The following is a 14,807-nucleotide window of genomic DNA, read 5'->3' on the forward strand; positions in this document are numbered from 1 at the left end:
GGTCACACTTGGAGTTACAATAGCAAAATCACTTCTCTTCATAAGTTTCGCTATTATATTTGAGTTAACATGTAAGTCTATCCACTTCTTCTCTTTAACGTACTCTTTTAACTCTTCTAGATTCTTATTTGCTGTTGTAGTGACTAAATTTACTTTTAAATTATCAAATTTTTCTAATACCTTTAAAATTTTTATATTTATATTGCTGTGATCAGCTCCGCCCATAGCTACAAAAACAGTTTTGACTTTATTGTTTTTAACTTTAGTTTTCCTCTTCTTTTCCTCTATAAACTCATCTCTTAGAAGCGTATATTTGCTTCCGCATCTAAGCTCGCAGTTTTTTGGAACCAATTTTCTATATTTTCTCTCTTGTGCATAGATGTTGTGGTTTAAGAGTATGTCGCAATGGTGCTTTTCATAAGTATCATCAAATGACAATATCTGGGCACCTGTTCTCTTTTTCAGTTTTTTCTCATATTTATAGTCAATACCGTAATGGTCAATGACAACTAAATCAATACTATGTTTTTTCACTAACTCTATTAGTTCTTTTACACTGTTTAACTTAAGGATTTCTACGCCATATCCTGCTTCTTTTATTTTATGATTTATATTTCCATCCAACTCTTGAGTCGCAAACATTATTTTGTCATTTGGATACTGCTTTGCAAGTACCAAATCTCTCATAATATGTCCAGTGCCGATAGTGGAGGATGAGTCGGCTCGAAATAAAATATTCATTTTTTAGCCGACTTTTTAACAGCTTCATACATGTATTCGGCTCTCTCCCAATCCTCTAGTGTGTCAATATCTTGGACTAAATATCTCGGGAGTATAATCGGGATGCTCTCTTTGCCAAACATGATATCACTGGATTTTTTATCTACCTTGCTCCAGTAAAACTGCCCTGCATCCTGGTAAGCCTCTTCTAAATCTTGACTTCTTTTAAAATAGTTTTCTGGCCAAAACATCTCGCATCTGCCGTTTGCATCCAGTTTAAATGTTCTTTGAATCGGAAACGGCATAGAAGTTGCAGAAAAAGCGTTAATGGCATCTGAATTTTTAAGTGCTTCAAACCCTTCTATTAAATATTTCGCCTGCAAAAGCGGTGCGGTTGCATAGATGGTACAAACATAGTCAAAAGCTTCGCCATGCTCTTTTAAATAATCAATAGCATGTTTAACAACATCCCCTGTACCCGTAAAATCATCGGAGAGCTCTTTTGATCGCAAAAATGGAACTTCTGCACCATACTCTTTTGCTATTTTTGCTATCTCTTCGTCATCTGTCGTTACAATAACCTTGTCGAAAAGATTTGATTCTAAAGCCGCTTTTATACTATATGCAATAAGCGGCAGCCCATGAAAATCTCTTATATTTTTTCTCTTAATTCGTTTACTTCCACCGCGTGCCGGTATTATTGCAACGGCATATTTTTTAAGCATTTAGTATCTCAAAAAGAGATTTTATAACATACTGTTGCTCTTCATCACTGAGCAACGGATACATAGGAAGCGAAAAACACTCCTCATAATATTTATCCATAACAGGTGTATGTTCATTCCCATAACCTAAATTTTTATAGTATGGCTGCTTATTGATTGGCATATAATGAATTTGTAACCCTATGTTTTTTTCTCCTAATCTATTGTATAACTCAACTTTAGTCTTACCAAGTCCGTTAAAGTCTACTTTCACGACATATAGGTGATATGAAGATTTTCCATCAAATGTATATAACGGTTTTACTACAGTATTCTCAAAAGCTTTATCATATTTTTTTGCGATTTCACATCTTCTAGCTATAAAACTTTCAAGTTTATTTAATTGAGACAAACCAAGTGCACATTGAAAATCAGTAATTCTTCCATTGTACCCTAGCTCTACCATTTCATATTCCCATGGAGCTAAGCCTTCTCTTTTACTCATCCCATGACCTCTTAAAAGAAGTAATTTTTCATAAATTTCTTTTGAGTTCGTAGTTATAGCACCGCCTTCACCTGTAGTCATATGCTTAACCGGGTGAAAAGAAAAAATAGATATATCACTATTTGTGCAACTTCCTGCTTTAATGCCGTTATAAGATGAACCAATAGCATGAGCACAATCTTCCAAAATAGTTACACTATATGTCTCTCTTAAATATTTCAACTTTTCTTGATTAATCATATTACCAGAAAATGCAACCGCATAAATGGCTTTAATGCCGGGGTCTTTTTTTAGCTCTGCTTCACACAAATCTAAATCAATGTTTCCATCTTTAGCAATATCAATAAATACCGGCTTAGCACCAACATAAAGTATAGAATTGGATGTGGCTAAAAATGAGTTTGGAGTTGTTAATACTTTGTCATTTTCTTTAAGCAAAACAATTGATGCTAAATGTAAAGCAACTGTACCATTAGAGACAGCGAGACAGTATTTAACATTTGAATAATTGGCTATCGCGTTTTCAAACTCTTTAGTTACCGGACCTGTAGTAATGAAATCTGATACCAGTACCTTTGATACCGCTTCTAAATCATCTTGAGTTATTGTTTGTTTGCCATATGGTATGTGATTCAAGATTATCCTTTTTTTAACATCTCTAAAAACTCATCATTTGTGAGCCATTGGGTGTTATTTCCAGAGTTATATTCAAAACCTTGTTTTACAGGCACGCCTTTTTCTCCTAGTTTATTAGTTGAAAAATTTGTAATATGCGTAAACTGTATCGTTGGCTTGATAACATAATGATCATGAAATTCTAATGTCAAATGACTATTATCAGCCGGACACATAATCTCATGAAGTTTCTCACCGGGTCTTATCCCTATGATTTTGTGAGGCAAGTTGGGTGCCACTGCTTTTGCCAAATCTGTCATCTTCATAGATGGAATCTTTGGAATAAATATCTCTCCGCCGTACATTCTCTCAAAGTTTTTAAGGACAAAATTTACGCCATCTTCCAGCGTGATTAAAAATCTTGTCATCTTGTCATCCGTAATAGGCAGCTCAGTAGCACCTTCAGCGATTAGTTTATTGAAAAATGGTATCACTGAGCCCCTTGAACCCGTAACATTTCCATATCTAACAACTGAAAATCTAGTTTTTCTATCGCCCACCATGTTGTTAGCAGCTACGAAAAGTTTGTCCGATGCCAGCTTAGTAGCGCCGTAAAGGTTTATAGGATTTGCAGCTTTATCTGTAGAGAGTGCTATTACTTTTTCTACACTGTTTTTAATGGCTGCTCTTATGACATTTTCAGCACCGTTAATATTTGTCTTGATACACTCCATGGGGTTGTATTCGGCAACAGGCACATGTTTTAGGGCTGCTGCATGTATGACAAAATCAACATTGTACATCGCCTCGCTAAGCCTATCTAAATCCCTTACATCGCCTATAAAATATCTCATACATTTATCTGTAAATACCTGAGCCATTTCATACTGCTTAAGCTCATCTCTGCTAAATATTATTATCTTATTTGGTTTATATTTTTTCAAAATAATTTCAGTGTATTTTTTGCCAAAACTACCTGTTCCGCCGGTAATAAGAATATTTTTGCCATTAAACATGAACAAACCCGCCTTTTGCTTTTACCTAATTATACAGCAAAAAAAGTGCCACATAATTTTTTATTTTTTAAAGAAATAATAGTTTTGGTCGATTTAAAAGCATAGAAAGATTATAAATAATTCAAGATTATTTTCAAAAGGATTTATTATGGCTATCAGTTCACTTGGTGTCGGTTCGAGTATTTTGACACAGGATGTTTTAGATCAGTTGAGAGAAGCTGATGAGGCGCAGTTTATAAGACCTGTAGATTTATCAATTACAAATGAAAATGATAAGAAGAAAGCGCTTGAGCTTGTAGATGCTAACATGACAAATTTGATAGACAGCATCGATGCTCTTAAGACACCTCTTTTATATGACGAGCGCACTACTTCAGTGGCGGGAACATCGGTTGAAGTAACGGCAGCTGCAAATACTGATATTCAGGACTTTACTCTTGATGTTGTCAATTTGGCAACAAAACAGATAGAGCAGTCAGGTACATTTACATCTAGTACAGAGTTAATAGCAGCTGGAATGACTGTTGGCAATGTAGGTAGTATGAATTTAAATATAGATGGAGTTGACTTTGCAATCAGCTATGACAGCACTACAACTTTAGATGACTTAAAAAACAGTATTAACAGTATTGCTGGGGATAAAGTAGACGCTACAATTGTTCAGATTAGCAGTGGGCAATTTAGTCTTTTTATCAGCTCAGCGGATACGGGTACAACACAGGACATAACTCTATCAGACACTACTGGAGATTTGTTACTAGCTGATGGACTAACTGCTGATACAAGATTGACTTCAGGTTTAACAGCGGTTCAAACAGGGGTGGATGCCAACTTTACATTTAATGGACAAGCTATTACTCGTACAAGCAATAATATAACAGATCTAATCGTGGGTCTTGATATTACGCTAAAAGAGGTCGGTTCTTCTGCGGTTAGTGTTGCACAGGACCGTGAAGGCATTATGACAAAAATAGATAGTTTTGTAGCGAAGTATAATGCGGCTATAACAGAGTTGTCTAAGGTTACAAAATCGAGTACAGAGAGTGAAGAGCGTGGAATATTCTCAAGCGAGAGTACCATAAAAAGTATGAAACGTGCTCTTGAAAACATGTTTAGCTCTGTAGGCGGAGGTGTCGGAACTATGTCAGATTTTGGTTTTGACATAGACAAAGATGGAAAGATGAGTGTTGATAAAGGTATTTTAAACACTAAAATGGATGAAGATCCAACTAATGTAGAAGCATTTTTTTCCGGCGGCATGTTTACTAATGCAGATGGAACTCAAACTGCGGTAAGCGGTGTATTTAATGAAATGTCAGTAACCGTAGGACAATATACTACATATAATGCAACTCTTGATCAGTTTAAAGATTCTATAAACGATAGGATAAGTGCGCTAGAAGAGAGAAAAACATCGGCAACAGAGAGACTTGATGCAAAGTATGAAATTTTAGCAAAGCAGTATGCTGCATACGATGCTATGATAGCAAAGCTAAATAACGCTTCATCTATGTTTACTGAGATGGCAAATACATCAAACGACTATAACAGCTAATTTTTTACGAAAGATTAAAAAAAGTCTTTAAAATACCGATGTACTGGATATGAAAGAAAGTCAAGAAGAAGATCAAAAAAGTGAAAAAGGATTTGAGATGTATGGTAATGTAGCTCACAATATTTACGCACAAAACAATATAGGGATAGAGTCTCCGGCAAAGCTTGTCGAGATGCTTTATGAGGGTGTTCTTCGTTTTAACGCGCAGGCAAAAAAGGCTATAAAAGACGGTGATATTGAGAAGAGGGTTTACTGGATAAATCGTTCAGTGGCAGTTGTTACTGAGCTTATTTCGGTGCTAGATATGAAAGGCGGACGTGTTGCTAAATATCTAGAGGGGCTTTATAACTATGAAATCCAACTTTTAAATTTGGCAAATATTCAAAAAGATGAGTCAAAACTTGATGAGGTCAGCAATGTTTTTAAAGGGTTGTTAGAAGCTTGGAGAGAGACCACAAATGTGGCTAAATAAGCTCAAAATAGCTGTTATCGAGAAAAATCCAAATGCTTTGGATAAGCTTTTGGATGATATTCCGCAGCTTAAAAATCCAAAAGAGATTGAGGAAGCTACATACCTCTTAAAAGAGGCGACTGTTTTAATGAATAGCCTCAAAGACCAGACAAAAGCTTCCATGAAACAGATAAAGAAAAACCTTGATTTTCTGCGCTCTACCGATATCCCGACATCTAAAAAACTTGATATAAAGTCATAGTCTCTTCTTAGAAATCCCAAAATTTAGACTTCTAATGGTGTACTCGCTTACAACGGCACCTTTTCTCATACTAAGAATATGCTCAACAGCGTCTGCAATATCTGAAGCCAGAAGCTTCTCATCTTCATGCTGGCTTGTTTCAAATCTTAGCTCGTTATAAAAATTGCTCTGCGTCATGTCCGGGTTTATGTTTGTTACACTTAGTGCGCTTTTCCTTGTCTCTTCAAACAAAGAGTCTCCAAATGCTTTAAGCCCCGCTTTAGTAGCGCCGTAAACTCCTGCAAACTTACTTGATCTAAGCGCCTCTATGGAGTTTATGTTTATAAGGTAACCGCCATTTTTTTTCAAATCTCTCAGCAGGGCGTTTGTCAGAAGCATGGGTGCCGTAAGATTTAAAAAAACCATACTTGTAATAGTCTTTGCACTTAGCTCTTCATGTGGTTCAAACCTGCCAAACCCCGCGCAGTTAATCAACATGTAGACATCTTCGCTTGAGAGTTTTTTGCAAGCTGAAATAGTTGATGTCTCATTTGTAAGATCCGCTTGAAGAGGAGTAAAGTTTTGAGACTCAAAATACTCTTTTTTAACGCTTCTGCTAACACCTATGACTTCATAATCCAGAAGCAGTAATCTTCTAGCAATCTCTTTACCTATTCCGCTGCTTGCCCCTGTAACTACAACTTTTCTCATTTTCTAACCTCTCTCATCATTGCATCAATTGCGCTAAGTATCAATTTTTTTGTTGCATCTTTTGTCACGCTCTCCGGTTCAAAATGATCACTTACAACCTTAAAGATATGATAGTTTTGCATCTCTTTTATGGCTTCATAAAAGCCAAATGACTCCATATCCGCAAGTATGTAAAAATCTTGAGAAACCTCTTCATCAACGCATGTAATGGCATTAGGTGCTGTACTTACACTGTAGCTTTTGTCTTTGTGTATAATTGAGCCAATGGCAAGAAGAGTGCCTATATTGTACTCTTTGTTTGCTCCGCAGATGCCTACGTTTATAAATATGTCTTTGTCACTTACGGCAAAATTTTTTAAAAGAAAAGAAGCGGCTTTTTTTGCAGACTCAACACCTACACCGCTTACAATAACTCTAAGCTCTTCACCTTCAAAAACAGTATATTCGTGAGAGTTTGTTTTGGTAAGTCTATATTTCTCAACAAACGCCTGAGCTTCCGATTTTAGAGCTGTTACAATATATAGCATTGCGTATTGTATCAAAAATGCAATTTTTTACGGTAGAATTATCACTGTATGCTTTTAAAATAAAAGAGCAAAAGGATTTGATTATGCTTGCTTTAAATGTTGATTATTCAGATTTGGACTATGACAATCTAGCACTCTCAATCGGGATAAAAAACAGATATATTCCTATGATTATGGAGAGTTTTTTAAAAGAGACGGATTCAATTTTAGAGGCTCTTGAAGAGTCAATTGAGAGTAAAGATTATGACAAAATCAGATTAAATGCGCATGCCATAAAAGGGAGTGCAGGAAATATAAAATTTAATGAAATCTATGAGATGGCGATGGAGATAGAGTCAGAAGCTGCAAAAAAAAATAACGAGTTTGATTACAAACTCTACTTTGATGCCATAAAAAATGCCGTAGGTACAATCTCTCTCTGAGGCTTTGCTTCATTTAACTTTTTTGGCTATAATTGCGTCGCTTCTCTTTAGACCTGTGCAATAGTGCTTTGAGATACTGTGTCAGGGTAGGAATACAGCAGCACACCTTAGAGTGTTATGTGCCGCAGGTATCTGGAGGGAAGTACTTTAAAGACAATGCTTCTGCTAAATTTCTTCGTTGAAATTAAGTGAATTTTCGTCATTTACCACAAGTAAACTCCTCAAATTAACTTAATTTCGCCTCAAACTTTAACAAAATCAGTTGCCTTTATTTTGACGCAGATTATTTGTGATCAATCTTTTCTATGTTTGGAAATTCCACATGCCTGATTTGGTTTTGGCGGGTTATTTTTCAAGTAAGTTAAATCCTCCAGTGCCTGGGCAAGAACCCTTTTTTGCTGCAAAAGCGGAAGCATGCGGTTGTCTTTCTCGTTCATTGGCAAACTCATATCTACAAGAATTGCCTCTACCTCTTTGTCTAAATCGTTAAGTGCGTTTTGTATATGTTGTATAGATTTCATGGCGTGAGTATAGCAAAAATTAAAAAAATTTGGGTATAATTGCGCTTCAATTTACAAAGGAGTTTCGATGCCAAAGATGAAATCGGTTAAAGGCGCTGTCAAGCGTTTTAAAGTTAAGAAAAACGGCACTGTTAAGCGCGGTACAGCGTTTAGAAGCCATATCTTGACAAAGCAAGATTCAGATACTCGTTCTAAGCAGCATAAATCAAAAGTTGTTGCAAAAGTTGATGAAAAAAATATTAAGGCTATGATTAACTAATAATTAGTTGATTGTTACATCTCCAGCAAAATAGCAATAGAGTAGCTGGGCAAGACCACCTAAGATGTGGCACCTTGAACACGCAAAAGTGTCTGGGTAAAGAGAAAAGGAAATAATATGCCAAGAGTAAAAACAGGTGTTGTTCGTAGAAGAAGACACAAAAAAATATTAAAACTTGCAAAAGGTTTTTACAGCGGACGTCGTAAACACTTCCGTAAAGCAAAAGAGCAGCTAGAGCGCTCAATGTACTACTCATTCCGTGACCGCAAGCAAAAGAAACGTGATTTCCGTAAACTATGGATCATCCGTATCAATGCTGCATGTCGTCTTAACGGTATGAACTACTCAACATTTATAAACGGTATGAAAAAAGCAGGCATCGAGCTTGACCGTAAAGTTCTTGCTGATATGGCGATGAATGATGCAACAGGCTTTAGTGCAGTTGCAGAAGCTTCAAAAACAGCGTTAACAAAATAAGTAAAAGTTTGAAGGGTAGCTTTTGCTACGCTTCACTCTCTATTTTGTGCAGGTAAAGCACACTGTTTCCCTTCGAGTTATAATAGAGTCCCAGTGATGATTGTCTCGAGATATATATACCCCTTCCGTTAAAATTCTTTCTGTCTTTAAAAATTTCATGTAAAATATCAGTATTAAAACCTTCGCCCTCATCTTTTATAAGTGTAGCTATATATCTATGTGAGTTGGACTCTATGGTGTCGATAGTCACCGTTATTTTCTTCTTGCAATTTTTTTGAAGCTCTTGCAGTGTTGTAAAGTATATATCTTCGCTCAGTAACCTATGTTTTGTTTTTGTATCAAGACCAAGATTTCCATGTTCGTAGGCATTCATAAAGAGTTCTGAGAAAACAACACATGCTTTATATGCGAGTTTATAGTTAGTGGTAAAACCGTTCCATATATCCGTATACCAGTCGTTCGCATCTTCAACTGCATTAAGGGTGCTCTCAAAGCTTCTTGTTACGCGTTTCTCTTGTTGTGGCAAAGGAAGTTGGTTTATAAAGATAAAGGTCATATCATCTTCTTGAGTATCAATCTTGCTCAAAAGATTCTCTCTTAGTTCATCTTTTATAAAAGAGTTCAAAAAATCGTTTTCGATAAAGTTTGCATATAGTTTCTGTTCTCCTTTAACGCTGTTTTCTACTAGCCCATCACTGTAAAATAGAAATTTTGTAATTTTTGAAATATCCATTTTAGAGACTGTAAAATTATCGGTATATTTGCTCATGGGCGGATTATTTGATTTGATTTTTATTATTTGATTTTCCTCAGACTGGGCAAGCGATGGAGGCATCGCAAATTTTGAGTATAGCATGGTTGAACTCTTATAGTCCATCACTATAAATTCTGTTGAAAGAGCTTCTTCATCAAGAATAATCGGTTTTATGTACTCCAAAGCTGACTCTATCAATTTTTTCAGAGAAAAATTGTTCCCCATTTTGTCTATGGTATGATTGACATAAGCAGTCAGAAGCATTGAACTAAGCGATGCGGAGAGACCTTTTCCCATTCCATCAACAATAAAGTAAAAAACTCTTTTATCGTCTATTTTTCTAGCACTGTACGCATCCCCACTTAAAATATCCAGCGGCTTATACAAAAAGTCTACTAGAATCGCTTGATATGTGTCTATCATATGATAATAAAAATCATTTCTAATGATATTGAGCTCTTTTGAGAAGGCTAAATCTTCCTGATAAGAGTTATACTTCTCTTTTTTCTCAAGCTCTCCTATCTTCTTTTCTCTTTGTTCTTTGAGATAGTTCTCCGCAAAGAGAAGCTTGGAAATATTCCCTATAGCTTGCATGACTTCAGTTGCGATTATTGGTTTTTTTAAAAAGTTGTTAACATTTAACTGCAGCGCTTGAACGATAACATCAACATCTTTTATGGCAGAGACAAGTATGATTGGGATTTCTTTGTTAATATCTCTTGTTTTTCTAATCATATCTATACCGTTTAGTACAGGCATAGCATAATCGACAATAATGAGATCAACTTTTTGATTTCTAAATTTTTCATACCCCTCTTCGCCGTTATCCGCAAAGATGATATCTTCAACAAGCTCTTCAAAGAGCGATTTATAAAGAAGCTGCGTCGTTTTGTTATCTTCAACACATAGAAGTGTTAAAGATTTTAAATAGGTTAATATTGAGCTATCGATGGTGTTGTTCATTAAATTCTAAATTTACTCAGTTCATCTTGTAGTCTCTGTGCATCGCTTGAGAGCTTTGTAGCAGCGTTGTCAACAAGGTTTCTATGTTGTGTATTTTTTTGTGAAATCTCTATTACTTCATCCATATCACGAATGAGCTCTTTAGTTTTTGTTGCGATATATGTACTCTGGTACATTACGTTGCTTGATTTATCTGTTGTAACCGAGAGGTTCTCTTTTGTCTCCTGTGCAGAAGCGATTAGATCCTGTGCCGAGTTAGCGATATGGTCCATACTCTGGGATGTCTTATTTGTCTCTTCGGAAATTTCAACAACATTCTGTGTGATTAGATTAACATTTGCACTGATTTCGCTAAGGCTTTTTTGTGTTCTCTCTGCAAGTTTTCTTACCTCGTCTGCAACAACGGCAAATCCTCTTCCATGTTCACCGGCACGTGCGGCTTCAATGGCTGCGTTGAGAGCAAGAAGGTTCGTCTGGTCTGCAATGTCGGAGATAATCGCTAAGACATCTTTGATGTTTTTTGCCTGTTCTGTAAGTGAGTAGACTTTTTGAACTAAATCCTGCTGATTTTCATTACTTACATCAATCGCTACAACGACAGAATCAAGTTTCTCTATGAAGCCGTCTAGAACGCTGAAGGTCTTTCTCAAATCTTCCGTAACGGTTATGGAAGCCTCTTCAATAGCATCAAGACGCTCCCCCACTTCACTTACCAAAACATTAATACCAGATATTTTTTTATCTGCGAATTCACCGTTTTTTGTAAGCTCATCGACTATGTCGTTTAGATTTTTACTCTCTTTTGATGTTGTAGCAGAGACATCTTTAGCCTGATAAACACTCTCTCTAAAGGCAACAATCATCACATGCAGGGCTCTTGAAATTTGAGAAATCTCATCTTTTCCTTCAACTATAACGTCACAGGTTAGGTCTAGATTGCTAGAGACACACTCTATTTTTTCTAAGGAGCTTCTAACGCTTCTATTTACCCCTCTGCTGACAATGAAAATTATTGCAAAGATAACAACGGCAAATATTGAGTAGCCTGCAAGCGTTATGAGTGCCAGCATATTTTGCTCAGATTTTACCTCTTTTAAAAGGAGACTGTTTTGCTCAGCCAACTCATCATCTACCTCTTTTAAAAGGTTTATCTTTTTTGTAATAGTTTGGAACCACTCTACGCTGTCAATTTCAAAGTTTCCTTCATTTGCTTTTGCTCTGGCAATCTCTCTCATTTTATTGACCTGCTCTACAACAGGAGAGCTCATTTTTTGCGCGTAAAGAGCTTTTGAGCTCTCGGTTGCCAGAGATAAATAGGCATCAATAAACGCGTCTTGTTCGGCAACAAGAGTAATCCATTTGGCAAATATACCCTCTGCAAATTTATCAGCCGCAAAAGTACCGCTTAAAACTGCCCTTTCAATCCCTGCACGCTCTTTAGACTTTAAGAAGTTGGCGTAAGAGCTAAGCGCTTTGACTAGTTCCTGTGTGTCTGCCAATTTTGCGGTCAGTGAAACAATATTTAAAATCTTTTTATTCATGTTTGTATAGTATGCCACAACGTCACCTAGCCCGATTGAGAGAGAATCAACTTCGGAACGTATTTGTGAAATTCTGCCCATCTCTGCAGCCAATGCCGTTATTTCGCCGTTAAGTTCCTGTGGAAAAGAGTCAAGTTTAAGACTATTTATATATGCCGTTAACTCACTATACTCTCTGGTAGTATCGGTTCTCTGTTTTGGCAGCATATCGCCGAATTGCTTCCCTTTTGAACCAATAAAGCCGGCACTTGCCCCTCTCTCTTTTTGGGTTTCATGAATTACCAGACTCAACTTTTGAGAGAGAGTGTTTAGTTCTTGGGCTTTAGTTATGATTGCATTGTTTGTGAGTGTATTTTTAAGCGTTATCGCAATAATAATAAGCGCAAACGAGACAACTATGACCGTTATAAGATTTAATTTATACTTAATTGTCATACTTGTTCCTTTTTGCCTTAAAGGTTGAGACCAGATTCAAATCATCTAAAAGATTATAGAGTTGTTCGTTTCCAACGATAACGCTAAGGTCTATGTCGTCCTTTAGCACAAGCTTATTTAGGTAGCCTATTACGGAAGATGTAATAGAGAGTGAATCGACAATATTTATGTTGATATGCTTATAGTTTGTGATCATATCATCTATAGTACGCTTAATCTCTTGGAAGTTATAAATACTTTTTATATTACCGGTTATGACGAGGGTGCTTGAGGATACTTCTAGTTCCATTTTAATGCCTTGTTTTCGCTTTTACAGCAGTTTATTATTAATACAATTAAAATTAACTAAAATCAGAGAGATTTCTTAACCACTCCTTAATTTTTTTCTCATAGCCAATATCTTTTAGTTTAACAAAGTTAAGTGGTTTGGAGAGATAGGTCTGTTTTACATATCCTCCAAAATCATGTGGATATAAGTAGCCGCTGTTGTTTTGTGTAATGTTTTTTGGAATATCCAACATGACACCCTCTCTAACGGCTTTTTGAGCTTCGTTTATTGCCATGTAAGCCGTGTTCGATTTTGGAGAAGAAGCCAGATAGATAACCGTCTGCGCCAAAATAATCCTAGCTTCAGGATAGCCGATTTTTGAGATGCTCGTTAGTGCTGAAGTAGCAAGAGTCAACGCTTGGGGATTTGCATTTCCTACGTCTTCGCTAGCCAATATGACAAGTCTTCTGGCAATAAAATCAGCGCTCTCACCGCCCTCAATCAAGCGTGCCAAATAGTAGATAGCGGCATCCATGTCTGAACCTCTGATGGATTTAATCATGGCGCTTGTTAGGTCGTAATGTACACCTGCTTCGCTGCTTCCGGCACTTAGAGCATTGGGTCTGAGTGATTTTAAGATAGCCAGCGTTACATGAGAGTCTATAGTTGAGGCAAATTCGAGTAGTTTAAGCATCGCTCTTGCGTCACCGCCGCTGCTGCGTACGAGATACTCTGCCGCATCTTCATCACATGTCAACGAGCCGCTTGAGAGTGCTTTTTGCAACAGCTCTTCAAGTGCTTCGTTTGTTATATGGTAGAGTTCAAAGAGCATGGAGCGGGAGCGGATTGCAGATGTTAGCGAGAAAAACGGGTTCTCTGTAGAGGCACCGATAATCACAACAGAGTTGTTCTCCATTACAGGCAGTAGAACCTCTTGCTGGTTTTTTGCCAAACGGTGCACTTCGTCTATAAAAATCAGAGGTCTTTGCAGCGTGTTCTTGTACTGTTCAAAAATCTTTCTTAACTGCTCGATCTTGATGCTTGTGGCATTAAACTCATAAAAAGGGAGTTGCATTTTTTTGGCGATAATTCTTGCGATGGAGGTTTTTCCGCAGCCTGAGGGTCCAAAAAAGAAGCTGTGTCCCAAGGCATTTTTTTCACACAAGACTCTCAGCGGTGCATCTTTAGCGCTTAAATGTTTCTGTCCGATAAGCTCGTCAAAAGATTGGGGGCGTAAAAGATGCGTAAAATCAGCCAACTTTAACGCTTCTTGTTAATCGGCTTTTTGCTTTTAAAATCTGGTTTTTTCTCATCTTTTTTAAAACTCTTTTTTCCATCTTTTTTAAAACTTTTACTCTCTTCTTTTTTGAAACCTTTGCCTTCGCTCTTCTTAAAGCCCTTGCCCTCATCCTTCTTAAAACTTCTTTTTTCATCACTCTTGCCTAGTTCTCTAAGCTCTTTGAGTTCTGATTTTTTCTCATCTTTTAAAAATTTTGAGAGAGCGGAGTATTCGCTGCGACTTAAAAATCTAACCTTTCCCTCAGGAAGATTGTTGAGCTCAACCTCTGCAAAACTGATTCTCTTAAGGTCTACTATCTCTGCGCCAAAGTGGGCAAAAAATCTTCTTAGTTCGCGGTTTTTCCCCTCGCTAAGAGCCACTTTAAGGATTGAATAGTTCGGCTGATTTTTCTGGACTTTATACCCTATAAAAGGTTTAAACTCCATAGCCATGACCTTAGAGTGGGAGTGCCCGCCCGCAGATGCATCATCGAGCGTCATTCCCTTAAGCATCGCGTCCTCCATGTCTGGAGTAACCTCGCCTTTTATCTTAATCTTGTAGATTCTCTCAAGATCAGACTCCATAAGAGCAGATGCGACCCTTGAAGCGTCGGTTAGAAGCAGAACTCCTTCCGACGCATAGTCAAGCCTTCCTACCGGGATGTAATGTTTATACTCTTTACTTAAGCTGTCATATATAGTTCTTCTGCCCTTTGGGTCGCTTTTTGTTACAAGTTCACCCTTTGGTTTGTTGTAAACAATTACCGTATATTTATCTCTCGGGCTAACCTGTTTACCGCTTACATAGACAATGTTTTCGCCCTCTGTTACATCGGTTGCGGGG

At 37.0% G+C, this 14,807-nt stretch carries 18 protein-coding genes and 1 other RNA gene; 7 read left to right on the top strand and 12 right to left on the bottom strand.

Translation table 11 applies throughout. The annotated features are described in order from the left end of the window. The 4 genes from pseG to pseB all read right to left on the bottom strand — a co-directional run. On the bottom strand, positions 1–741 hold a 741-nt coding region (pseG, locus tag RQ763_RS03035; protein ID WP_314151100.1), incomplete at its 3' end, for a UDP-2,4-diacetamido-2,4,6-trideoxy-beta-L-altropyranose hydrolase. Continuing rightward, positions 738–1,445 carry a pseudaminic acid cytidylyltransferase gene (gene pseF, locus RQ763_RS03040; protein WP_314151102.1) on the bottom strand — a complete coding sequence of 236 codons (708 nt, stop codon included), beginning with the start codon at positions 1,443–1,445 and terminating at the stop codon, positions 738–740. The genes pseF and pseG, both read right to left, overlap by 4 nt. Continuing rightward, positions 1,438–2,565 (bottom strand): UDP-4-amino-4,6-dideoxy-N-acetyl-beta-L-altrosamine transaminase, encoded by a 1,128-nt coding sequence (gene pseC, locus RQ763_RS03045; protein ID WP_314151103.1) that lies wholly within the window; start codon positions 2,563–2,565, stop codon positions 1,438–1,440. The genes pseF and pseC overlap by 8 nt, the downstream gene beginning before the upstream one ends. 2 nt (positions 2,566–2,567) lie before the next feature. Then, positions 2,568–3,560 (bottom strand): UDP-N-acetylglucosamine 4,6-dehydratase (inverting), encoded by a 993-nt coding sequence (pseB, locus tag RQ763_RS03050; protein ID WP_314151105.1) that lies wholly within the window; start codon positions 3,558–3,560, stop codon positions 2,568–2,570. Positions 3,561–3,708: 148 nt separating this feature from the next. On the opposite strand from pseB, the gene fliD reads away from it, so the two are divergent. The 3 genes from fliD to RQ763_RS03065 all read left to right on the top strand — a co-directional run bounded on the left by fliD (position 3,709) and on the right by RQ763_RS03065 (position 5,828). Continuing rightward, positions 3,709–5,115, top strand: a complete 1,407-nt coding sequence (fliD, locus tag RQ763_RS03055) for a flagellar filament capping protein FliD (RefSeq protein ID WP_314151107.1) — start codon at positions 3,709–3,711, stop codon at positions 5,113–5,115. 97 nt (positions 5,116–5,212) lie between these two features. Further along, positions 5,213–5,587 carry a flagellar export chaperone FliS gene (fliS, locus tag RQ763_RS03060; protein WP_314151123.1) on the top strand — a complete coding sequence of 125 codons (375 nt, stop codon included), beginning with the start codon at positions 5,213–5,215 and terminating at the stop codon, positions 5,585–5,587. Beyond that, on the top strand, positions 5,574–5,828 hold the full coding sequence (locus tag RQ763_RS03065) for a hypothetical protein (protein ID WP_314151108.1): 255 nt from the start codon (positions 5,574–5,576) through the stop codon (positions 5,826–5,828). Before fliS ends, RQ763_RS03065 begins: the two co-directional genes overlap by 14 nt. Here RQ763_RS03065 and RQ763_RS03070 read toward each other — a convergent pair. Both RQ763_RS03070 and RQ763_RS03075 read right to left on the bottom strand, forming a co-directional pair. Continuing rightward, entirely contained in the window at positions 5,823–6,518 is a 696-nt protein-coding gene (locus RQ763_RS03070; protein WP_314151109.1) for an SDR family oxidoreductase, read from the bottom strand. The genes RQ763_RS03065 and RQ763_RS03070 overlap by 6 nt on opposite strands. Next, the gene (locus tag RQ763_RS03075; protein ID WP_314151110.1) at positions 6,515–7,060 is read right to left on the bottom strand and encodes a hypothetical protein; all 546 of its coding nucleotides are present in this window, start codon (positions 7,058–7,060) and stop codon (positions 6,515–6,517) included. Before RQ763_RS03075 ends, RQ763_RS03070 begins: the two co-directional genes overlap by 4 nt. A 68-nt stretch (positions 7,061–7,128) precedes the next feature. Here RQ763_RS03075 and RQ763_RS03080 point away from each other — a divergent pair, with 68 nt between their 5' ends. Together RQ763_RS03080 and ffs are read left to right on the top strand one after the other, a co-directional pair. Then, a complete protein-coding gene (locus tag RQ763_RS03080; protein WP_314151111.1) occupies positions 7,129–7,467 on the top strand; it encodes an Hpt domain-containing protein in 339 nt (112 codons plus the stop codon). A 44-nt stretch (positions 7,468–7,511) separates the two neighbouring features. Beyond that, an RNA gene (gene ffs / locus RQ763_RS03085) (signal recognition particle sRNA small type) lies at positions 7,512–7,609 on the top strand. Positions 7,610–7,760: 151 nt separating this feature from the next. On the opposite strand, the gene RQ763_RS03090 is transcribed toward ffs, so the two are convergent. Further along, positions 7,761–7,988, bottom strand: a complete 228-nt coding sequence (locus RQ763_RS03090; RefSeq protein WP_294928689.1) for a hypothetical protein — start codon at positions 7,986–7,988, stop codon at positions 7,761–7,763. A gap of 67 nt (positions 7,989–8,055) precedes the next feature. Between RQ763_RS03090 and rpmI the strand changes: the two genes are divergently transcribed. Together rpmI and rplT are read left to right on the top strand one after the other, a co-directional pair. Further along, on the top strand, positions 8,056–8,247 hold the full coding sequence (gene rpmI, locus RQ763_RS03095) for a 50S ribosomal protein L35 (protein ID WP_314151113.1): 192 nt from the start codon (positions 8,056–8,058) through the stop codon (positions 8,245–8,247). 117 nt (positions 8,248–8,364) lie between these two features. Then, on the top strand, positions 8,365–8,724 hold the full coding sequence (gene rplT / locus RQ763_RS03100) for a 50S ribosomal protein L20 (RefSeq protein WP_314151114.1): 360 nt from the start codon (positions 8,365–8,367) through the stop codon (positions 8,722–8,724). A gap of 25 nt (positions 8,725–8,749) precedes the next feature. Here rplT and RQ763_RS03105 read toward each other — a convergent pair whose 3' ends face one another. The 5 genes from RQ763_RS03105 to RQ763_RS03125 all read right to left on the bottom strand — a co-directional run. Further along, positions 8,750–10,441, bottom strand: a complete 1,692-nt coding sequence (locus tag RQ763_RS03105; protein ID WP_314151116.1) for a response regulator — start codon at positions 10,439–10,441, stop codon at positions 8,750–8,752. Then, the gene (locus RQ763_RS03110) at positions 10,441–12,417 is read right to left on the bottom strand and encodes a methyl-accepting chemotaxis protein (RefSeq protein ID WP_314151118.1); all 1,977 of its coding nucleotides are present in this window, start codon (positions 12,415–12,417) and stop codon (positions 10,441–10,443) included. Before RQ763_RS03110 ends, RQ763_RS03105 begins: the two co-directional genes overlap by 1 nt. Continuing rightward, positions 12,407–12,706 (bottom strand): hypothetical protein, encoded by a 300-nt coding sequence (locus RQ763_RS03115; RefSeq protein WP_294932648.1) that lies wholly within the window; start codon positions 12,704–12,706, stop codon positions 12,407–12,409. The genes RQ763_RS03110 and RQ763_RS03115 overlap by 11 nt, the downstream gene beginning before the upstream one ends. Positions 12,707–12,758: 52 nt before the next feature. Beyond that, positions 12,759–13,943 carry a replication-associated recombination protein A gene (locus tag RQ763_RS03120; RefSeq protein WP_314151120.1) on the bottom strand — a complete coding sequence of 395 codons (1,185 nt, stop codon included), beginning with the start codon at positions 13,941–13,943 and terminating at the stop codon, positions 12,759–12,761. A gap of 2 nt (positions 13,944–13,945) precedes the next feature. Continuing rightward, the coding region (locus RQ763_RS03125) for a pseudouridine synthase (protein WP_314151122.1) at positions 13,946–14,807 on the bottom strand (862 nt) is incomplete at its 5' end.

The organism is Sulfurimonas sp. (assembly GCF_032250635.1).
Taxonomy (GTDB): Bacteria; Campylobacterota; Campylobacteria; order Campylobacterales; family Sulfurimonadaceae; genus Sulfurimonas.